The following is a 22,500-nucleotide window of genomic DNA, read 5'->3' as shown; positions in this document are numbered from 1 at the left end:
GTTGATAGGTTCGAGGTGGAAGCATGGTGACATGTGGAGCTGACGAATACTAATAGATCGAGGACTTAACCATATAATATGAAGCAAATGTTATCTAGTTTTGAAGGAATATGCCTTCATAGTTTGGTGATGATGGCAGAGAGGTCACACCCGTTCCCATACCGAACACGGAAGTTAAGCTCTCTAGCGCCGATGGTAGTTGGGACCTTGTCCCTGTGAGAGTAGGACGTCGCCAAGCAACTTTAAGACGAGTCAGAATGACTCGTCTTTTTTGTGTTTTAAACTTCTTATCAGCTTCAAGTAAGTAATCCTTATTTTTTTGATCCCCTCATATTCATTTTCTTTCATCATTTTTGATGTGTAGTTTAAGATTTTCTATCTTATTTTTTGTAGAGGCGATCTGTCGGTATGTTAAAATAGTGCAGTTGTTTTTTGAGTACTTGAATATAAGAAGATTTAATTTTGAAAAAGGAGATAATATGAAAAAGATAGGTGTAATTACTATAGTAGTTTTAGTCCTTCTAGCAATTACTTATATGTTAGTCGGGAATTATTTTTATAATTATGCGTTGAATGCGAAACAAGAGAAAGAGTTTTTAGAGGATAATCCTCACTTAGTAGAAACTGTGAATGCATCGGGAGGTGTGTTCGCTACAAATGAAGAAAAGGATGCGAGCTTTGTCTCAAATCATAAGCCTAATATACGAAACATAAATGCTTTCGATAAGTTGAAATTAACAGGTTATGAATATATGAATGAACAATCTAGCCATAAATGGGCAATTGTAGTTCATGGATATGATAGTAGGGCATCGAAAATGACGAAATATATCCGGAATTTTTATGAAGAAGGATATAACGTCATAGCGCCAGATCTTCGTGGGCATGGAAATAGTGAAGGCAATTATATAGGGATGGGCTGGCACGATCGTAAAGATATTTTGATTTGGATTCAACAAATTGTAAAGAAAGACCCTAATGCTGAAATAGCACTCTTTGGTGTTTCGATGGGAGGAGCAACTGTAATGATGACTTCAGGTGAAGAGTTACCTTCTAACGTTAAAGTTATTATTGAAGATTGTGGATACTCAACTGTTATTGATGAATTTACGTATCAACTAAAAGATTTATTCCATTTGCCAAAGTTTCCTGTTATGAATGCGGCAAATACAGTTACAAAATTAAGAGCTGGATATGATTTAGAAGAAGCTTCAGCTGTAAAACAAGTAGCGAAAAGTAAAACACCGATGCTATTTATTCATGGGGATGCTGATACATTCGTTCCTTATGAAATGTTAGCTGAAGTATATAATGCTGCAAAAGTAGAAAAAGAGAAATTAATTGTTCCAGGTGCTGGACATGGAGAAGCCGAGAAGGTAGATTCGAATAAATATTGGAATACCGTATGGAAGTTCGTGGGGAGATACATTCCAGCGTAATTAGATTGTTTTAGATTTGTATATACGATAATCAGAAGGAAATGTTTTTATACTTTTGATTATCGTTTTTTCTATTTAAAAACTCATTTTAGTTTGTAGTATATAAGGTTTGAAGCATAAATTTTTGAATTCCTTATTGCCAATGCTACAATAATTGAAAACTACATGTTAATGAGGTGTTTCTATGAAAATTGAAGTATGGTCAGATTTTGTATGCCCATTTTGCTATATTGGGAAACGTAGATTAGAAATGGCTTTAGAGCAATTTCCGCATAAGAAGGATGTTGAAGTCGAGTTTAAAAGTTTTGAATTAGATCAAAATGCTCCAATCTATTCTGGAACAAGTATTAATGAAGTACTTGCATCAAAGTATGGGATTAGTATTGAAGAAGCTAAGCGTAATAATATACAATTAGGCAATCATGCAGCTAGTATGGGGTTAAGTTTTAATTTTGATGAGATGAAGCCGACGAACACTTTTGATGCGCATCGTCTTGCCAAATTTGCAAAGGATCAAGGGAAAGAAAAAGAGATTACGGAAAATCTACTTTTTGCATATTTCACTGAATCGAAAAATTTAAGTGATGTGGATACGCTTGCTACTATTGCTGAAGCTTCAGGTTTAGATAAGCAAGAAGCTTTACGTGTTATTAATGATAAAAGTGCATATGTAAATGATGTTAGAATTGATGAAGCGATTGCTCAGCAATATCAAATTTCAGGAGTACCTTATTTTATTATTAATCAAAAGTATGCTATTTCAGGTGCGCAACCACTTGAAACTTTTGTTGGTGCACTTCAGCAAGTTTGGGAAGAAGAGAACCCTGCACCTAAGTTACAAGAGCTTTCTTCAGAGGGTGGAAGCGATATGTCTTGTACGGATGAAAGTTGTTCTGTACCTTCAAAAGAACAATAGTTTTTATGATGGAATAGCAACCCATAGAGTGTTTCATGGGTTGCTTATCTATTCTTATAGAAGAGGTATATAAATAGATAAATTAATAACGTAAATAGGATTTTAAAAAAAATGAAGTTTTTTATAAAAACATATTGACGATTGTAGGTTAGAGGTGTAATATAGAACAAGTCGCCGATGCAATAACGCAGAACGCGGCAAACAAAATGAAAAACTTAGTTGACATTAACTAACGAAGATGTTAACATAAGGGAGTCGCAAATGAGCGACCGAGTAGTTCTTTGAAAACTGAACGAAACAAACAACGTGAAACGTCAATTTTTATTTTTAGATGCTAGACAAACTAACTTTATTGGAGAGTTTGATCCTGGCTCAGGATGAACGCTGGCGGCGTGCCTAATACATGCAAGTCGAGCGAATGGATTGAGAGCTTGCTCTCAAGAAGTTAGCGGCGGACGGGTGAGTAACACGTGGGTAACCTGCCCATAAGACTGGGATAACTCCGGGAAACCGGGGCTAATACCGGATAATATTTTGAACTGCATGGTTCGAAATTGAAAGGCGGCTTCGGCTGTCACTTATGGATGGACCCGCGTCGCATTAGCTAGTTGGTGAGGTAACGGCTCACCAAGGCAACGATGCGTAGCCGACCTGAGAGGGTGATCGGCCACACTGGGACTGAGACACGGCCCAGACTCCTACGGGAGGCAGCAGTAGGGAATCTTCCGCAATGGACGAAAGTCTGACGGAGCAACGCCGCGTGAGTGATGAAGGCTTTCGGGTCGTAAAACTCTGTTGTTAGGGAAGAACAAGTGCTAGTTGAATAAGCTGGCACCTTGACGGTACCTAACCAGAAAGCCACGGCTAACTACGTGCCAGCAGCCGCGGTAATACGTAGGTGGCAAGCGTTATCCGGAATTATTGGGCGTAAAGCGCGCGCAGGTGGTTTCTTAAGTCTGATGTGAAAGCCCACGGCTCAACCGTGGAGGGTCATTGGAAACTGGGAGACTTGAGTGCAGAAGAGGAAAGTGGAATTCCATGTGTAGCGGTGAAATGCGTAGAGATATGGAGGAACACCAGTGGCGAAGGCGACTTTCTGGTCTGTAACTGACACTGAGGCGCGAAAGCGTGGGGAGCAAACAGGATTAGATACCCTGGTAGTCCACGCCGTAAACGATGAGTGCTAAGTGTTAGAGGGTTTCCGCCCTTTAGTGCTGAAGTTAACGCATTAAGCACTCCGCCTGGGGAGTACGGCCGCAAGGCTGAAACTCAAAGGAATTGACGGGGGCCCGCACAAGCGGTGGAGCATGTGGTTTAATTCGAAGCAACGCGAAGAACCTTACCAGGTCTTGACATCCTCTGAAAACCCTAGAGATAGGGCTTCTCCTTCGGGAGCAGAGTGACAGGTGGTGCATGGTTGTCGTCAGCTCGTGTCGTGAGATGTTGGGTTAAGTCCCGCAACGAGCGCAACCCTTGATCTTAGTTGCCATCATTAAGTTGGGCACTCTAAGGTGACTGCCGGTGACAAACCGGAGGAAGGTGGGGATGACGTCAAATCATCATGCCCCTTATGACCTGGGCTACACACGTGCTACAATGGACGGTACAAAGAGCTGCAAGACCGCGAGGTGGAGCTAATCTCATAAAACCGTTCTCAGTTCGGATTGTAGGCTGCAACTCGCCTACATGAAGCTGGAATCGCTAGTAATCGCGGATCAGCATGCCGCGGTGAATACGTTCCCGGGCCTTGTACACACCGCCCGTCACACCACGAGAGTTTGTAACACCCGAAGTCGGTGGGGTAACCTTTATGGAGCCAGCCGCCTAAGGTGGGACAGATGATTGGGGTGAAGTCGTAACAAGGTAGCCGTATCGGAAGGTGCGGCTGGATCACCTCCTTTCTATGGAGAATTGATGAACGCTGTTCATCAATATAAGTTTCCGTGTTTCGTTTTGTTCAGTTTTGAGAGAACTATCTCTCATATATAAATGTATGTTCTTTGAAAACTAGATAACAGTGTAGCTCATATTTTTTTAATTTTAGTTTGGTTAAGTTAGAAAGGGCGCACGGTGGATGCCTTGACACTAGGAGTCGATGAAGGACGGGACTAACGCCGATATGCTTCGGGGAGCTGTAAGTAAGCTTTGATCCGAAGATTTCCGAATGGGGAAACCCACCATACGTAATGGTATGGTATCCTTACCTGAATACATAGGGTAAGGAAGACAGACCCAGGGAACTGAAACATCTAAGTACCTGGAGGAAGAGAAAGCAAATGCGATTTCCTGAGTAGCGGCGAGCGAAACGGAACATAGCCCAAACCAAGAGGCTTGCCTCTTGGGGTTGTAGGACATTCTATACGGAGTTACAAAGGAACGAGGTAGACGAAGCGACCTGGAAAGGTCCGTCGTAGAGGGTAACAACCCCGTAGTCGAAACTTCGTTCTCTCTTGAATGTATCCTGAGTACGGCGGAACACGTGAAATTCCGTCGGAATCTGGGAGGACCATCTCCCAAGGCTAAATACTCCCTAGTGATCGATAGTGAACCAGTACCGTGAGGGAAAGGTGAAAAGCACCCCGGAAGGGGAGTGAAAGAGATCCTGAAACCGTGTGCCTACAAATAGTCAGAGCCCGTTAATGGGTGATGGCGTGCCTTTTGTAGAATGAACCGGCGAGTTACGATCCCGTGCGAGGTTAAGCTGAAGAGGCGGAGCCGCAGCGAAAGCGAGTCTGAATAGGGCGTTTAGTACGTGGTCGTAGACCCGAAACCAGGTGATCTACCCATGTCCAGGGTGAAGTTCAGGTAACACTGAATGGAGGCCCGAACCCACGCACGTTGAAAAGTGCGGGGATGAGGTGTGGGTAGCGGAGAAATTCCAATCGAACCTGGAGATAGCTGGTTCTCCCCGAAATAGCTTTAGGGCTAGCCTTAAGTGTAAGAGTCTTGGAGGTAGAGCACTGATTGAACTAGGGGTCCTCATCGGATTACCGAATTCAGTCAAACTCCGAATGCCAATGACTTATCCTTAGGAGTCAGACTGCGAGTGATAAGATCCGTAGTCAAGAGGGAAACAGCCCAGATCGCCAGCTAAGGTCCCAAAGTGTGTATTAAGTGGAAAAGGATGTGGAGTTGCTTAGACAACTAGGATGTTGGCTTAGAAGCAGCCACCATTTAAAGAGTGCGTAATAGCTCACTAGTCGAGTGACTCTGCGCCGAAAATGTACCGGGGCTAAATACACCACCGAAGCTGCGAATTGATACCAATGGTATCAGTGGTAGGGGAGCGTTCTAAGTGCAGTGAAGTCAGACCGGAAGGACTGGTGGAGCGCTTAGAAGTGAGAATGCCGGTATGAGTAGCGAAAGACGGGTGAGAATCCCGTCCACCGAATGCCTAAGGTTTCCTGAGGAAGGCTCGTCCGCTCAGGGTTAGTCAGGACCTAAGCCGAGGCCGACAGGCGTAGGCGATGGACAACAGGTTGATATTCCTGTACCACCTCTTTATCGTTTGAGCAATGGAGGGACGCAGAAGGATAGAAGAAGCGTGCGATTGGTTGTGCACGTCCAAGCAGTTAGGCTGATAAGTAGGCAAATCCGCTTATCGTGAAGGCTGAGCTGTGATGGGGAAGCTCCTTATGGAGCGAAGTCTTTGATTCCCCGCTGCCAAGAAAAGCTTCTAGCGAGATAAAAGGTGCCTGTACCGCAAACCGACACAGGTAGGCGAGGAGAGAATCCTAAGGTGTGCGAGAGAACTCTGGTTAAGGAACTCGGCAAAATGACCCCGTAACTTCGGGAGAAGGGGTGCTTTCTTAACGGAAAGCCGCAGTGAATAGGCCCAAGCGACTGTTTAGCAAAAACACAGGTCTCTGCGAAGCCGTAAGGCGAAGTATAGGGGCTGACACCTGCCCGGTGCTGGAAGGTTAAGGAGAGGGGTTAGCGTAAGCGAAGCTCTGAACTGAAGCCCCAGTAAACGGCGGCCGTAACTATAACGGTCCTAAGGTAGCGAAATTCCTTGTCGGGTAAGTTCCGACCCGCACGAAAGGTGTAACGATTTGGGCACTGTCTCAACCAGAGACTCGGTGAAATTATAGTACCTGTGAAGATGCAGGTTACCCGCGACAGGACGGAAAGACCCCGTGGAGCTTTACTGTAGCCTGATATTGAATTTTGGTACATTTTGTACAGGATAGGCGGGAGCCATTGAAACCGGAGCGCTAGCTTCGGTGGAGGCGCTGGTGGGATACCGCCCTGAATGTATTGAAATTCTAACCTACGGGTCTTATCGACCCGGGAGACAGTGTCAGGTGGGCAGTTTGACTGGGGCGGTCGCCTCCTAAAGTGTAACGGAGGCGCCCAAAGGTTCCCTCAGAATGGTTGGAAATCATTCGTAGAGTGCAAAGGCATAAGGGAGCTTGACTGCGAGACCTACAAGTCGAGCAGGGACGAAAGTCGGGCTTAGTGATCCGGTGGTTCCGCATGGAAGGGCCATCGCTCAACGGATAAAAGCTACCCCGGGGATAACAGGCTTATCTCCCCCAAGAGTCCACATCGACGGGGAGGTTTGGCACCTCGATGTCGGCTCATCGCATCCTGGGGCTGTAGTCGGTCCCAAGGGTTGGGCTGTTCGCCCATTAAAGCGGTACGCGAGCTGGGTTCAGAACGTCGTGAGACAGTTCGGTCCCTATCCGTCGTGGGCGTAGGAAATTTGAGAGGAGCTGTCCTTAGTACGAGAGGACCGGGATGGACGCACCGCTGGTGTACCAGTTGTTCTGCCAAGGGCATAGCTGGGTAGCTATGTGCGGAAGGGATAAGTGCTGAAAGCATCTAAGCATGAAGCCCCCCTCAAGATGAGATTTCCCATAGCGTAAGCTAGTAAGATCCCTGAAAGATGATCAGGTTGATAGGTTCGAGGTGGAAGCATGGTGACATGTGGAGCTGACGAATACTAATAGATCGAGGACTTAACCATATAATATGAAGCAAATGTTATCTAGTTTTGAAGGAATATGCCTTCATAGTTTGGTGATGATGGCAGAGAGGTCACACCCGTTCCCATACCGAACACGGAAGTTAAGCTCTCTAGCGCCGATGGTAGTTGGGACCTTGTCCCTGTGAGAGTAGGACGTCGCCAAGCAACTTTAAGACGAGTCAGAATGACTCGTCTTTTTTGTATGCTTTCATACCTCTGTTAATTGCCTGCTTAACTCCTTCTAAATAGGCGAATCCATACCTTTTATCTGGTTCTAAGTAAGTACCTTCGGCCCATTCATTCCACGCATTAATAAATAAAAACTCGCTGTTGTAAAGAGAATAGGTACGCTGGATTTGTTTGCTTAAATATATCGTGAACTTCCTAGGGGTAAGAACCTAGGAAGATGCTGCTATTTAAGTCTTTGCGGCGTGCAGTATTGTCCCAGTCAACAAAGGCACCAGGAAATGTTTTTTTCTCTGGAGGAGATCGCTTTAGTATATACATCCACACTTTATCATAATCCCAAGCGTTTATTTGTTTACCAGACTCATATATTGTCTTATTTATGTCTGAAGAGCTATCATGAGCAATTGTATAAAAAGGCTCGAATTGAATGCTAGCATCAAATCCATTTATATTAGGAAGTGGAAAGCTGTTTAATGTTTCTGCAAAGTATATACCTTTCAAACCATTTTCTTGTGAGAGTGTATTCCAATAATGAAGCATTTATTCACAATGAGGGATATGCCCAGGACGATAAATAATGAATAGTGGTTTATCGTCTATACGGATATATCTGTCATCTTGGAAAGCTTGCAATAAATACTCAAAGTGTTCTTTCCAATCCGATAATTCTCCATAATTTTGAGGCATTAATATGTGACTATCAAGACCATCCCAAGTTTTTGTCCACGGTTCATTTGCCCAAGAAAGGCAAAATGGAAAATCTGGTTCCTTCATCTTAAGTACCTCATTAAAGGGTGCCTCCAATAGCCTCTTCCCTTTAAACCAGTAATGGTAATAACAAAAGCCATATATGCCATGTGCTTTGGCGATTTCTGCTTGCCATTTTCTTACGGATGGGGTGGTTAAGTCATAATAAAAATCTTGATAAGGTTCTCTAGGTTGGTAATGTCCTGAAAATAAAGGTCGTGCACTTTTAGTATTTGTCCATTCAGTAAACCCTTTCCCCCACCATCGGTCATTTTCTTTTATTTGATGAAACTGTGGTAAGTAAAAAGCGATTATTTTCAAGATATATCCCCCTTATGTTGTTCGTAGTTCAAGTGGTGGGAAGTTACTTTTGATTTTTCGAATCTAGTTAAAGCGTGAGATATGTTATTTACTTACTGTGTTTATGCTGCATAATGAATTCTTTTGTACAGTTTGCTTGATAGGGAAATCTTTGATGATTTTAATATATACGGCTGAGATACAAAATGATCTTCATTATACAATGAGCGAAAAGAGTTAATCTTTTTGGAGAACAAATAGAGCTTGTGGTAACCGGTTTGTATCATCAAAAAAGTCCCGTAGCTTTAAATACTTCTCATAGTGATTTTCAATATAAGTTCTAGGTATAACGGTTTCCCCGTAGAAGCTACTATTTCTAACGTCTCCAGCTCCTGTAGGGCTGTGGACAAAATTGCCGCTTTCATAATCTGAGATGGCACGATTTATATCTGGAAAAGCTTGAGATAAAGTTTTATGCCATCCCGTTTGAATTAATTCAGGGTGTTCCTTAAATTGTTGACAGAAATCGAGAAAATAGCGTGCTTGTGTTGTGGCGATGAAGATTCCACCTGGGCGAAGAATTCTTGAAAATTCTTTTATCCAATTTTCTGCAGTTTCTTCGGATAAATGTGAGAATACAGAATAAGCGAATATGATGTCTAATGAAGTGTCATTAATAAATTCTACAGGAGGTTGTGGGGGAGCTATTTTATATCTGCCTCTTCCTAACGTTTCGTTACAAAGGCTAATCATTACAGGATCTACATCAATACCAAGTAAGTTTTTATGGCGAGCATCTTTGAAAAAGAAGCGTATGATTCTTCCCCATCCGCAACCAAAGTCTAAAATTTTACGTTCTTTATTCAAGGGAACGCCTAAATTATGGGCATATGTTTTTACAAGTCTATAAAACAAATATGCTTCATAAAGAGCATGTTCATAGGAAGCACCTACAAACTGTTGTTGAATTTCTTCGGGGGGGAACATAGGTACTGGGATGCCATTTATCTTTGTTTTTGAGCAACTTTGTATAAATAGATTAAGAAGTTCAACATCAGAAAGTGGGCTAACAAGGTTATCAAAATCACTTCCTAACTTAAAGTTATTCATTTGTTAACCTCCAAATTATATAGTGCCTAAAAATCATTTTCGTGTTTTTTACTAATAAAAACATGTAGAAATTCAGCATCTAACCCCAGTGATCTATCCTTTTGTAAATAAACAATGGTATACATATTTGCATGTGTATAAATATATTCAATCATATCTTGACCCCAATCAAATGTTACTAAAGACCCGTTCTCATCAATAGGATTACCATGATAAATTGGCTCCTCAATATATTCGATTCCTTCTTTATTGATTCTTGCTCTTTGTAAAGTCTTTGTGAGTGTATGATACCAAGGGACAGTAAACACATGAGCGCCGCCAGGCTTTAATACACGCTCTATTTCTTTAAAGGCTTTGTTTGGCTCCATTACATGTTCAAAGACATCTTGAGTAATGAATAAATCAAAAGATTCATTTTGAAAAGTCATGTCTTCTAAGTTCTCGCATCTAATCCCTTGAAAGTATTGGCCGAGAGGGTAGTTTTTGAAGTATTGAGAGTATGTATAGTTTTTGCAGTTTTTTATTAGTAGTTGAGTTGTAATTCCTCCAGGAGAGGATTCGTGGATATGATAGGAACCCCATTTTGGAAAAAATGTATTTAAAACATGGATTAGAGCGCGCTGCCTTGGTATAGAGTGGCATGTATAGAACATAAATAGTGATCTCTAAGCCAATCATTATGCTCTATAAATGTAGCTTTCTTCTCACAAATAACGCAATATCCATTATTGTGCTTCAAATTACCTTCCACATGACATCACTCCTGTGTAAAAAAATGCATATGAAACACACGTCAACAATTAGCGAAATCAAAGAGAGTGGGTGGAAATTAGGGAACACATAAAAGTGAGATTGGTAGAATGGAATAATTAGCGGGAGAGAAACCCACGCTAATTAAAGTTTCACTTTATGCTATGCGATACATTCGCTTTTATTCATTGAAGAATGTATCGACTTAGAATATCCCTTTTGTGTACAGATACATTTCAAAGTCTTGTGCATATATTTCTGTAACTAACGCCATTGTTTCTTCATCATAAAAGCTTTCATATGTTGGAAAGCGAGGGAAGGCGGCATCTGTAATGCTGAGTTCTGCATAGCTTCCTGTATAAAGCATTTTATGAGCGCGATGATGATCTGAATTTGTAAGTAGCGCTAAATTGGATTTAACTAAATCGTACGTATGTTCCATTTCGGTGATTTGTGTATTAAAATCTTCTAAAGGAATATAGTATTGGATGAAGTTTTCTTCACCTGGAACGTATTGCTGACTAAAATGTATGTCCATTGCTAGGGAATTGGGACCTAATGCTCGAACGTAATATAAAAATTGTTTAAATGATATTCCTCGATTACTATATTTGTCATTATACAAATAATGGCGGATACTTTCCCATTGAGGGCTAGCATATGGATTGTCAGCAAGTAATAAAAATGAGCTGACAGCCCTTGTATAGGGATTCCGTACAAGTTTACAAACATCTTTTTTTGCTGTTAGAAGCCCATTTTGTAACTCTGGTATGTAGTTGGTATTGTTTTTATACACCCAGAATTCATAGTAATGAATAAAGTCATGGTATTTCTTTGCTTCAGTAAATAATCCAATTTGAAAAAAGAACCAATTAGCTAAAGTAGTGCATCCGCTTCTATGGCTCCAAAATAGTATAAGTGGAAAGTCTTTATGGAAATGTGGGATTCGATCTTTATGTAAGATTACATGATTTAAAAGCTCTTGATTTACATTCTTCATACATGTAGTGCTCCTTTTTGAAAGTTTTTAAATAGAATAAACGAGAATATGAGAAGGCGAGTTTTTACTAATCCAATATATTCATGGGAATGAGTAAATATTATGAGTGTTTTTGTGGTCATCTTAAATAAGGTATCGATTCTAAAAGGAAAATATAAAATAAAGATAATGAAAATTTATAAGGGGCATACAATTATAAGAGAATGAATAATAGAGGTGACCAAGTTCGTTTATTTGTATTTCTAGGTGTGATAAGCAAAAATCTTATTACTAGAGAGGATATTATGAGGAAGAATAGTTATTTAATAGTAGGTGGAAATAGTTTCATTGGTATTAACCTCGCATTAGGTTTATTGAAACAAGGTCAAAATGTAAAAGTATTTTCCAGACATATAAATAATTTCCCTCAAAATATTATAAGTGAGGTTGAATTTATTAAAGGTGATTTAGCGAATGTTGAAGATATATATAAAGCTTTAGTGGATGTGGATATTATTATTTATTTAGCTGCAACGTCTAATGTAGCAACTTCAATTGAAGATGTTTTCGGAGATATAAACAGTAGCTTTTTTTTTCTTAACTTCATGGAAAGTGTTAAAAATTTTCCTGTTAAAAAAATTGTATTAGCATCTTCTGGAGGCACGGTTTATGGTGAACCGGAATATTTACCTATTGATGAGGAACATCCATTAAAACCACTTTCTCCTTATGGAATAACAAAAGTGTCGCTTGAAAATTACTTGTACTTTTATAAGAAAAAATACGGAATTGACTATGTTGTATGTAGATATTCTAATCCATATGGAAAATATCAAAATCCTTTAAAGAAAGTTGGGGCAATAAACTGTTTTTTGTATCAGCATCTCAGTAATGAAAAGATTAATATATATGGGAATCCACAAGAGATTATTCGAGATTATATTTATATAGATGATTTAGTTGAAATCACTATACAACTATCACAATTAAATCATTTGAAATCTTGTGTGTATAACATAGGGAGCGGCAAGGGTCTCTCTTTAAAACGAATTATAGTAGAATTGGAGAAATTAACGGAAAGAAAAGTGGACTTTACCTGCTATAAACAAAAACAAGAAAATGTTCAAAAAATCATTTTAAATATAGATAGGGTAAGACGAGAATGTAATTGGGAACCGAAAATAGATTTCAAAAGTGGAATTAGATTAAATAAGCTATGGATTGAAGAGTTCTTATATAGTAAAAAATAATAAATCATGCCCTACTTCTGTATAAGTAGAGCGTGGTTTATTATTTTATTTCTTTTTTTATTACCCAAAGGTCTTGATGTTCCCACCAAAAACCTTCAGTGTATTTTTTGATGACAGGGTTATAGGGTAATAATTTAATTTTGTCACATACGTAAGAGGGACTAACGATTGTTTGCCCGTATTGATGAACATCTAAATCCAATTGTTCACTAGAAGGGAGAAACCAATAACCCTGTTTATTTAAATCTGGAAAGCTGAAGTACTTTTTACTTTGATAACCATGAGTTGTGAAGATGAGTAAGCCTTCAGGAGAAACAGCATTATACAATGTTTGAAGCCAACGAAACCAAGTTGTATCAGGCATATGAGAAAAAAAGGATAGACAAAAAACGATATCATACGTAGACGAGGTCAAATTTACTTGTTCAGGTTCAGGGTGAGATAAGATAGAAGAAGTATTTAATGTACGTTCAACAAAAGTAATAGCCTCTTCATGTATATCGCAGGTAGTTATACTTAAGTTCGTTTGTAGGTTTAATAAATGACGTGTTATGCAGCCGTATCCGGATGCGAATTCTAATAATTTTATTGGAGTGTCTATAGGAGGATAAAAGGAAGTAATTAAATCTAAGAGTGTTTCTGCGGATTTTCTCCCATCTTGAAAATAATAATCTATCGCTTCTTTTTTAGATGGGAAGACTGGATTAGTGACAAGGAATTGAAAGATATGATCCTCTGGATGGATACTTGCATTTACATTGTAGTTGTGTGCAATTTGAGAAATCAAATCTTTATTTGCCTCTATAAATTCTTTCAATGAGTAACCCCCCTTAAATGATAGTAACGTCTTAAAAGAGATACTGATGGCGAAGAAAATATATCATTCAATCTTCAAATATGCTTTAAGATACTTTCTATATGTGTACATTTTCTTTTTTGAAATATCGTCGATAGTAAAGGTTTCTTTAATGAAATTCTGCATTTGTACAACTTCACTGTAATGGGAATATGAATCTTCTGTTCTCGTTACGCTATTTGTATGTCGTCTATGATAGTTTAGCGGTTTTGGATTGAAATAAATGTTACTTAAACTTTTCTAATTGTTTTTCTGTTGTTTTTATATCTATGTTTTTGAAAACTACACTTGAGACGTTAGGTATGGTGTTTTTGATAAGTAATGTATCTTGTATTTCATCTATCCCTTTTCGGAAATAAGAACTTTTCCATTTTTCTTTATCAATATCATTTGTGTAATCTAAATAATGATTGGCCAGGATATTTCCTTGTTCATCTATTTGTTTTGATTGTGTGTAGCTTAAAGTAACATCACCATTTATATGAAACCCTTGTATTACTTCTTCTAAAAAGGTCTGATCACATAAGTCATCGGCCTCTGCAATCCAAATATAATCACCGGTTGCTGCAGAGACGCCTTTTATCCATTGTTTAAATACAGAACCAGAGTTTTTATCATTAATAATCTGCTGAACTTTTAGGTGGGGCTTATTTTCTTTTGAGAGCAGCTGTTCAAATATAGATACGCTATTGTCAGTAGAGGCATCGTCTAGGAAAATTAGTTCGTAAAGGGGATAGGTTTGGTTTAATATTGATTTAACTCGGCCAGGTAAGTATTTTTCGTAATTATAATTCGGTACGATTACGCTTATTTTTTTATAATTATGTTCAAGCAAGTTTAATAATTGATAAATATAATGAAGAAAGTTGAAATCTTTTTCAATAAGTTCTTGGCCAAAGCTACCTTTTTGTAATCGTAAATCCTCATCTCCAATAAATTCGTATATTCTTTCCAACATCTTCGGTAAATTTAAAAAGTCTACTAAGGCGCCAGTCTGTTCCGTAACAACATCTTCAAAACCTCCAGCGTTTTTAAACCCTATAACAGGGACTTTTGTATCTAATGCTTCTAAAACAACGTTGGGAAAAGGATCTTCTCTTGAAGTTAATAAATATAAATCAGCCCCGGCGTTATATAAACCGATATCTGGAGTAGGCTCCACTAATGTGAAATGTGCTGTATATCTTGGGGAGAGTGTATTTAAAAAACGAACATCCGTTCTTCCAACCCAGATAAAATGAATATTCGTATGAACCTTTCTTACTGAGTAAGCAATAAGTGAGAATAAATCTATCCCTTTTCGATGATCAGCGAAACCTACCCCCAAAATGATTTTGCTATCTAGAGGCAGGTTGTGTTTTTTTCGTAATTCGTTTCTAGCTTTTGTAATATTGTTCTTATAAGGATTATGGTTAAATAAACCTTGAGGGAGAATATGGCACTTCTCATGATCTAATTGGGTGATTGTACGGAATTTTTCATACACGTACTGTGAAGGGAAGACAATTTTGTAAGCAAACTCGGCAATGTTGCTCGCTTTTCCCTCGGCAGAGTACTGTTGTATTAAATGTGGCAATTCATGTATTAATGAAATAACTTTTATATTGTGTTTAGCTAGTAATGTACTATATCACCACTTATGACGGTACTACATATGGCGATGGTATAGTCTTGTGATAGTAACTTCTTTATTAATAATTCGACCTTTTTTTCCGTAGGGTAGTCTTCCTCTAGGCAATAAACAGGACCATACTTTTGAAAATCGTGGATTAAAACGCCCGTTCCAATAGAAATAATTGCGACGGAGTAATGAAAGTTTTCTTTAAGAGCTTTAATAGTATGTAAAGAAAGCAGCTGTGCTCCATGGAAATGGGCATCATGGGATACATAAATGATCTTCTTATTAACATGCATTTCATAACGCCTCCTAAGTTAATTAGATTTTTAGTAAATGTAGGGCGTATTTATAATTCCTAGAGAGAAGTGGTAGGAGATAATTGTGAATGCAGCTGGAATGTACTCGAAATAAAAAGTGCTACCTTTAATATATATTTGTATGGCTTGCTATTCATTCTTTAGAAAGGTTTAAGTAAGAAAGTATAAACTGTCGATTATGAAAGTGATTGCACCAGTTTATTAATATCTAGGAACGGAGTATAAATGAAGAAGGTTCAATACCCTTTAAAATTTATAAAATAAAAAGGATAAAAGGTATTGACGATTAGGATATAGAGGTGTAATATAGAACAAGTCGCCGATGCAATAACGCAGAACGCGGCAAACAAAATAAAAAACTTAGTTGACATTAACTAACGAAGATGTTAACATAAGGGAGTCGCAAATGAGCGACCGAGTAGTTCTTTGAAAACTGAACGAAACAAACAACGTGAAACGTCAATTTTTATTTTTAGATGCTAGACAAACTAACTTTATTGGAGAGTTTGATCCTGGCTCAGGATGAACGCTGGCGGCGTGCCTAATACATGCAAGTCGAGCGAATGGATTGAGAGCTTGCTCTCAAGAAGTTAGCGGCGGACGGGTGAGTAACACGTGGGTAACCTGCCCATAAGACTGGGATAACTCCGGGAAACCGGGGCTAATACCGGATAATATTTTGAACTGCATGGTTCGAAATTGAAAGGCGGCTTCGGCTGTCACTTATGGATGGACCCGCGTCGCATTAGCTAGTTGGTGAGGTAACGGCTCACCAAGGCAACGATGCGTAGCCGACCTGAGAGGGTGATCGGCCACACTGGGACTGAGACACGGCCCAGACTCCTACGGGAGGCAGCAGTAGGGAATCTTCCGCAATGGACGAAAGTCTGACGGAGCAACGCCGCGTGAGTGATGAAGGCTTTCGGGTCGTAAAACTCTGTTGTTAGGGAAGAACAAGTGCTAGTTGAATAAGCTGGCACCTTGACGGTACCTAACCAGAAAGCCACGGCTAACTACGTGCCAGCAGCCGCGGTAATACGTAGGTGGCAAGCGTTATCCGGAATTATTGGGCGTAAAGCGCGCGCAGGTGGTTTCTTAAGTCTGATGTGAAAGCCCACGGCTCAACCGTGGAGGGTCATTGGAAACTGGGAGACTTGAGTGCAGAAGAGGAAAGTGGAATTCCATGTGTAGCGGTGAAATGCGTAGAGATATGGAGGAACACCAGTGGCGAAGGCGACTTTCTGGTCTGTAACTGACACTGAGGCGCGAAAGCGTGGGGAGCAAACAGGATTAGATACCCTGGTAGTCCACGCCGTAAACGATGAGTGCTAAGTGTTAGAGGGTTTCCGCCCTTTAGTGCTGAAGTTAACGCATTAAGCACTCCGCCTGGGGAGTACGGCCGCAAGGCTGAAACTCAAAGGAATTGACGGGGGCCCGCACAAGCGGTGGAGCATGTGGTTTAATTCGAAGCAACGCGAAGAACCTTACCAGGTCTTGACATCCTCTGAAAACCCTAGAGATAGGGCTTCTCCTTCGGGAGCAGAGTGACAGGTGGTGCATGGTTGTCGTCAGCTCGTGTCGTGAGATGTTGGGTTAAGTCCCGCAACGAGCGCAACCCTTGATCTTAGTTGCCATCATTAAGTTGGGCACTCTAAGGTGACTGCCGGTGACAAACCGGAGGAAGGTGGGGATGACGTCAAATCATCATGCCCCTTATGACCTGGGCTACACACGTGCTACAATGGACGGTACAAAGAGCTGCAAGACCGCGAGGTGGAGCTAATCTCATAAAACCGTTCTCAGTTCGGATTGTAGGCTGCAACTCGCCTACATGAAGCTGGAATCGCTAGTAATCGCGGATCAGCATGCCGCGGTGAATACGTTCCCGGGCCTTGTACACACCGCCCGTCACACCACGAGAGTTTGTAACACCCGAAGTCGGTGGGGTAACCTTTATGGAGCCAGCCGCCTAAGGTGGGACAGATGATTGGGGTGAAGTCGTAACAAGGTAGCCGTATCGGAAGGTGCGGCTGGATCACCTCCTTTCTATGGAGAATTGATGAACGCTGTTCATCAATATAAGTTTCCGTGTTTCGTTTTGTTCAGTTTTGAGAGAACTATCTCTCATATATAAATGTATGTTCTTTGAAAACTAGATAACAGTGTAGCTCATATTTTTTTAATTTTAGTTTGGTTAAGTTAGAAAGGGCGCACGGTGGATGCCTTGACACTAGGAGTCGATGAAGGACGGGACTAACGCCGATATGCTTCGGGGAGCTGTAAGTAAGCTTTGATCCGAAGATTTCCGAATGGGGAAACCCACCATACGTAATGGTATGGTATCCTTACCTGAATACATAGGGTAAGGAAGACAGACCCAGGGAACTGAAACATCTAAGTACCTGGAGGAAGAGAAAGCAAATGCGATTTCCTGAGTAGCGGCGAGCGAAACGGAACATAGCCCAAACCAAGAGGCTTGCCTCTTGGGGTTGTAGGACATTCTATACGGAGTTACAAAGGAACGAGGTAGACGAAGCGACCTGGAAAGGTCCGTCGTAGAGGGTAACAACCCCGTAGTCGAAACTTCGTTCTCTCTTGAATGTATCCTGAGTACGGCGGAACACGTGAAATTCCGTCGGAATCTGGGAGGACCATCTCCCAAGGCTAAATACTCCCTAGTGATCGATAGTGAACCAGTACCGTGAGGGAAAGGTGAAAAGCACCCCGGAAGGGGAGTGAAAGAGATCCTGAAACCGTGTGCCTACAAATAGTCAGAGCCCGTTAATGGGTGATGGCGTGCCTTTTGTAGAATGAACCGGCGAGTTACGATCCCGTGCGAGGTTAAGCTGAAGAGGCGGAGCCGCAGCGAAAGCGAGTCTGAATAGGGCGTTTAGTACGTGGTCGTAGACCCGAAACCAGGTGATCTACCCATGTCCAGGGTGAAGTTCAGGTAACACTGAATGGAGGCCCGAACCCACGCACGTTGAAAAGTGCGGGGATGAGGTGTGGGTAGCGGAGAAATTCCAATCGAACCTGGAGATAGCTGGTTCTCCCCGAAATAGCTTTAGGGCTAGCCTTAAGTGTAAGAGTCTTGGAGGTAGAGCACTGATTGAACTAGGGGTCCTCATCGGATTACCGAATTCAGTCAAACTCCGAATGCCAATGACTTATCCTTAGGAGTCAGACTGCGAGTGATAAGATCCGTAGTCAAGAGGGAAACAGCCCAGATCGCCAGCTAAGGTCCCAAAGTGTGTATTAAGTGGAAAAGGATGTGGAGTTGCTTAGACAACTAGGATGTTGGCTTAGAAGCAGCCACCATTTAAAGAGTGCGTAATAGCTCACTAGTCGAGTGACTCTGCGCCGAAAATGTACCGGGGCTAAATACACCACCGAAGCTGCGAATTGATACCAATGGTATCAGTGGTAGGGGAGCGTTCTAAGTGCAGTGAAGTCAGACCGGAAGGACTGGTGGAGCGCTTAGAAGTGAGAATGCCGGTATGAGTAGCGAAAGACGGGTGAGAATCCCGTCCACCGAATGCCTAAGGTTTCCTGAGGAAGGCTCGTCCGCTCAGGGTTAGTCAGGACCTAAGCCGAGGCCGACAGGCGTAGGCGATGGACAACAGGTTGATATTCCTGTACCACCTCTTTATCGTTTGAGCAATGGAGGGACGCAGAAGGATAGAAGAAGCGTGCGATTGGTTGTGCACGTCCAAGCAGTTAGGCTGATAAGTAGGCAAATCCGCTTATCGTGAAGGCTGAGCTGTGATGGGGAAGCTCCTTATGGAGCGAAGTCTTTGATTCCCCGCTGCCAAGAAAAGCTTCTAGCGAGATAAAAGGTGCCTGTACCGCAAACCGACACAGGTAGGCGAGGAGAGAATCCTAAGGTGTGCGAGAGAACTCTGGTTAAGGAACTCGGCAAAATGACCCCGTAACTTCGGGAGAAGGGGTGCTTTCTTAACGGAAAGCCGCAGTGAATAGGCCCAAGCGACTGTTTAGCAAAAACACAGGTCTCTGCGAAGCCGTAAGGCGAAGTATAGGGGCTGACACCTGCCCGGTGCTGGAAGGTTAAGGAGAGGGGTTAGCGTAAGCGAAGCTCTGAACTGAAGCCCCAGTAAACGGCGGCCGTAACTATAACGGTCCTAAGGTAGCGAAATTCCTTGTCGGGTAAGTTCCGACCCGCACGAAAGGTGTAACGATTTGGGCACTGTCTCAACCAGAGACTCGGTGAAATTATAGTACCTGTGAAGATGCAGGTTACCCGCGACAGGACGGAAAGACCCCGTGGAGCTTTACTGTAGCCTGATATTGAATTTTGGTACATTTTGTACAGGATAGGCGGGAGCCATTGAAACCGGAGCGCTAGCTTCGGTGGAGGCGCTGGTGGGATACCGCCCTGAATGTATTGAAATTCTAACCTACGGGTCTTATCGACCCGGGAGACAGTGTCAGGTGGGCAGTTTGACTGGGGCGGTCGCCTCCTAAAGTGTAACGGAGGCGCCCAAAGGTTCCCTCAGAATGGTTGGAAATCATTCGTAGAGTGCAAAGGCATAAGGGAGCTTGACTGCGAGACCTACAAGTCGAGCAGGGACGAAAGTCGGGCTTAGTGATCCGGTGGTTCCGCATGGAAGGGCCATCGCTCAACGGATAAAAGCTACCCCGGGGATAACAGGCTTATCTCCCCCAAGAGTCCACATCGACGGGGAGGTTTGGCACCTCGATGTCGGCTCATCGCATCCTGGGGCTGTAGTCGGTCCCAAGGGTTGGGCTGTTCGCCCATTAAAGCGGTACGCGAGCTGGGTTCAGAACGTCGTGAGACAGTTCGGTCCCTATCCGTCGTGGGCGTAGGAAATTTGAGAGGAGCTGTCCTTAGTACGAGAGGACCGGGATGGACGCACCGCTGGTGTACCAGTTGTTCTGCCAAGGGCATAGCTGGGTAGCTATGTGCGGAAGGGATAAGTGCTGAAAGCATCTAAGCATGAAGCCCCCCTCAAGATGAGATTTCCCATAGCGTAAGCTAGTAAGATCCCTGAAAGATGATCAGGTTGATAGGTTCGAGGTGGAAGCATGGTGACATGTGGAGCTGACGAATACTAATAGATCGAGGACTTAACCATATAATATGAAGCAAATGTTATCTAGTTTTGAAGGAATATGCCTTCATAGTTTGGTGATGATGGCAGAGAGGTCACACCCGTTCCCATACCGAACACGGAAGTTAAGCTCTCTAGCGCCGATGGTAGTTGGGACCTTGTCCCTGTGAGAGTAGGACGTCGCCAAGCAACTTTAAGACGAGTCAGAATGACTCGTCTTTTTTGTGTTTAATGGAAATAATCTTGTAATTAATGTTGGCTCTATGAGTACGTTTATCTAGCAAAAAACAGCTTTATTTTATTATGATTTCACACCTAAATAGCATACCTTCAGAAAAATATGGACAAGTTTGTTAGACCGTCTATTCGTTAACAAGAATATATACAAGGTATTGCCCTCTGTAGCCTGCTCACACCTTCTTTTATTTCTTCAGTTGTTAAATGTCCATACCCTATAATAATTCGATTATGATGTTTTCCTTTTTTAATGGCGTGCTCTTCCACAGGATATACTTTCACTCCGAGTTGTTGGATTTCCTCAAGTAATTCTTTTGTGAATTGAACTTGATTGAATTCAACAATCAGGTGTAATCCTGTAGAATAACCGAAAATATTGATCTTATTTGAGAATGCTAATTTTAATTGCTGGATAAGGAAGTCTCTTCGAGTTTTATAGATTTTTTTCATCTTCATAATATGTCGTTCCAAATAATCTTCGGCAATAAATTTAGCAAGGACAAGCTGATTTAAAGAAGATGTATGTAGATCTGAAAACCATTTTACCCTGCGACATTTTTCAATAAGGTGTGAGGGAAGAACTAAGTATCCCATCCTAAGGGCCGGTGATAAAATTTTACTAAATGAACCTATATATATAACACGCTCGGGATCCAATCCCTGTAATGAACTTACAGGTGAGCCTTCATATCGAAACTCACTGTCATAATCATCTTCAATGAGATAACAATTTGTTTTTCTTGAGTAGTTAATCAATTGAACCCGTCGTTGAATCGGTAAAGCTCCTCCTAAAGGAAACTGATGAGAAGGAGTAGTGAAGATGAATTTTGGGTTTTTATTTGAAGGCAGCAAAGATGTATCCATCCCATTATCATCAACTGGTATAGGATAAAGGAAGGCTCCTGAATTTTTAAAAATGGTTTGAATGTCATTGGTGATGGGATCTTCTATTAGTACTTCGTCGCCTGTTGACAAAAGTAACTTAGAAACAAGTGTTAAAGCTTGCGTTGCACCGGAGGTAATTACCAATTGTTCTGGATGACAAAAAACTCCTCTTGTTTTTAGTAAATAGCGTGATAAAACCTTTCTTAATTCGGGACGCCCTTCGGGAATATCGTATCCAAACGTAGAAGGAGGTGTTTCATTCCATATAGTATGAGATAACTTTGCCCATCCCTTACGTGGAAATAAGTCTAATGCTGGTATCCCTGAACGAAAATTAATGATGTTACTGTCTTTGTTTATTTCTTCGCACGAAGATAAAGAATCAATTAGAGTTGATTTTTTACGTTGTTCTAAATAAGTCCCTTCTGCAATGAATGTCCCGGCACCCTGTCGAGCGACCAAAAAACCTTCGGAAAATAATTGATCATAAGCTTCTAAAATTACATTCCTAGACACGCTTAACTCAGAAGATAATTCCCGTGTAGATGGTAGTTTATCTCCAGATTGTAGCTCTCCGTTTAATATTCGTTCACGTATTTGGTGATAAACTTGTCGAATTAAACTTATATCTAACGATCGATCAATAGGTATCCAAAGCATATAAATGCTCCCTTCATCAAAATTGGTACCATAAAAGTTTGATTAAAATGGTACTAATATGAACCATTTTAGCATGCTATAGTTGGATCAAATAGTTCTAAAGGGGATGAAAATGTGATGATGAAACCAGAATTCCAAGTAGCTCAGGCATTTAAATCGATTGCACGAAATGAACATATAAAATCCTA

The 22,500-nt window shown here is 41.3% G+C and carries 8 protein-coding genes, 8 rRNA genes and 3 pseudogenes (2 of these 19 cut by a window edge); 12 read left to right on the top strand and 7 right to left on the bottom strand.

Features of this window, described 5'->3' with window-relative positions:
- The 7 genes from MNO09_RS29410 to rrf (MNO09_RS29380) form a co-directional block, all read left to right on the top strand.
- Positions 1-73 (top strand): 23S ribosomal RNA (locus tag MNO09_RS29410) (it extends 2,849 nt beyond the left edge of the window).
- A 49-nt stretch (positions 74-122) separates the two neighbouring features.
- Positions 123-238 (top strand): 5S ribosomal RNA (gene rrf / locus MNO09_RS29405).
- A 241-nt stretch (positions 239-479) separates the two neighbouring features.
- Positions 480-1,439, top strand: coding sequence for an alpha/beta hydrolase (locus MNO09_RS29400; RefSeq protein ID WP_000719803.1), 960 nt, complete (start codon positions 480-482; stop codon positions 1,437-1,439).
- A 184-nt stretch (positions 1,440-1,623) separates the two neighbouring features.
- The gene (locus MNO09_RS29395) at positions 1,624-2,355 is read left to right on the top strand and encodes a DsbA family oxidoreductase (RefSeq protein WP_000687931.1); all 732 of its coding nucleotides are present in this window, start codon (positions 1,624-1,626) and stop codon (positions 2,353-2,355) included.
- Between the two features lie 349 nt (positions 2,356-2,704).
- Positions 2,705-4,256, top strand: a 16S ribosomal RNA gene (locus tag MNO09_RS29390).
- Between the two features lie 146 nt (positions 4,257-4,402).
- Positions 4,403-7,324, top strand: a 23S ribosomal RNA gene (locus MNO09_RS29385).
- A 49-nt stretch (positions 7,325-7,373) separates the two neighbouring features.
- Positions 7,374-7,489, top strand: a 5S ribosomal RNA gene (rrf, locus tag MNO09_RS29380).
- The 16S, 23S and 5S rRNA genes sit together here, the layout of an rRNA operon.
- Before the next feature lie 14 nt (positions 7,490-7,503).
- Here the strand turns inward: rrf (MNO09_RS29380) and MNO09_RS29375 are convergent.
- The 4 genes and pseudogenes from MNO09_RS29375 to MNO09_RS29360 form a co-directional block, all read right to left on the bottom strand.
- Positions 7,504-8,581 (bottom strand): annotated as a pseudogene (locus MNO09_RS29375) (glycosyltransferase WbsX family protein).
- 216 nt (positions 8,582-8,797) lie between these two features.
- Positions 8,798-9,670, bottom strand: coding sequence for a class I SAM-dependent methyltransferase (locus MNO09_RS29370; RefSeq protein WP_001058700.1), 873 nt, complete (start codon positions 9,668-9,670; stop codon positions 8,798-8,800).
- 26 nt (positions 9,671-9,696) lie between these two features.
- Positions 9,697-10,421: pseudogene (locus MNO09_RS29365) on the bottom strand (class I SAM-dependent methyltransferase).
- 204 nt (positions 10,422-10,625) lie between these two features.
- Entirely contained in the window at positions 10,626-11,420 is a 795-nt protein-coding gene (locus MNO09_RS29360) for a sulfotransferase family 2 domain-containing protein (RefSeq protein ID WP_088106791.1), read from the bottom strand.
- A 284-nt stretch (positions 11,421-11,704) separates the two neighbouring features.
- Here MNO09_RS29360 and MNO09_RS29355 point away from each other — a divergent pair, with 284 nt between their 5' ends.
- Positions 11,705-12,649, top strand: coding sequence for an NAD-dependent epimerase/dehydratase family protein (locus tag MNO09_RS29355; protein WP_033657843.1), 945 nt, complete (start codon positions 11,705-11,707; stop codon positions 12,647-12,649).
- 40 nt (positions 12,650-12,689) lie between these two features.
- Here the strand turns inward: MNO09_RS29355 and MNO09_RS29350 are convergent, their stop codons facing one another.
- A complete protein-coding gene (locus MNO09_RS29350) occupies positions 12,690-13,466 on the bottom strand; it encodes a class I SAM-dependent methyltransferase (RefSeq protein ID WP_000657495.1) in 777 nt (258 codons plus the stop codon).
- Between the two features lie 63 nt (positions 13,467-13,529).
- Positions 13,530-15,419: pseudogene (locus MNO09_RS29345) on the bottom strand (glycosyltransferase).
- A gap of 515 nt (positions 15,420-15,934) precedes the next feature.
- On the opposite strand from MNO09_RS29345, the gene MNO09_RS29340 reads away from it, so the two are divergent.
- The 3 genes from MNO09_RS29340 (at position 15,935) to rrf (MNO09_RS29330) (ending at position 20,719) form a co-directional block, all read left to right on the top strand.
- Positions 15,935-17,486 (top strand): 16S ribosomal RNA (locus tag MNO09_RS29340).
- Between the two features lie 146 nt (positions 17,487-17,632).
- Positions 17,633-20,554, top strand: a 23S ribosomal RNA gene (locus MNO09_RS29335).
- A 49-nt stretch (positions 20,555-20,603) separates the two neighbouring features.
- Positions 20,604-20,719: ribosomal RNA gene (gene rrf, locus MNO09_RS29330) — 5S ribosomal RNA — on the top strand.
- Between the two features lie 180 nt (positions 20,720-20,899).
- Here the strand turns inward: rrf (MNO09_RS29330) and pdxR are convergent.
- Positions 20,900-22,312 (bottom strand): MocR-like pyridoxine biosynthesis transcription factor PdxR, encoded by a 1,413-nt coding sequence (gene pdxR / locus MNO09_RS29325; protein WP_000964402.1) that lies wholly within the window; start codon positions 22,310-22,312, stop codon positions 20,900-20,902.
- 117 nt (positions 22,313-22,429) lie between these two features.
- On the opposite strand from pdxR, the gene MNO09_RS29320 reads away from it, so the two are divergent.
- A protein-coding gene (locus tag MNO09_RS29320; RefSeq protein ID WP_000977464.1) for a proline dehydrogenase family protein crosses the window boundary here: on the top strand, positions 22,430-22,500 show its 5' end (the start). 889 nt of this gene lie beyond the right edge of the window; only the first 71 of its 960 coding nucleotides appear in the window; its start codon is at positions 22,430-22,432; its stop codon lies off the right edge, out of view.

The organism is Bacillus sp. N5-665, assembly GCF_022637375.2.
GTDB lineage: Bacteria > Bacillota > Bacilli > Bacillales > Bacillaceae_G > Bacillus_A > Bacillus_A wiedmannii.
Note: the sequence above shows the minus strand (reverse complement) of the source record. Positions and strands in the feature narration are given on the sequence as shown.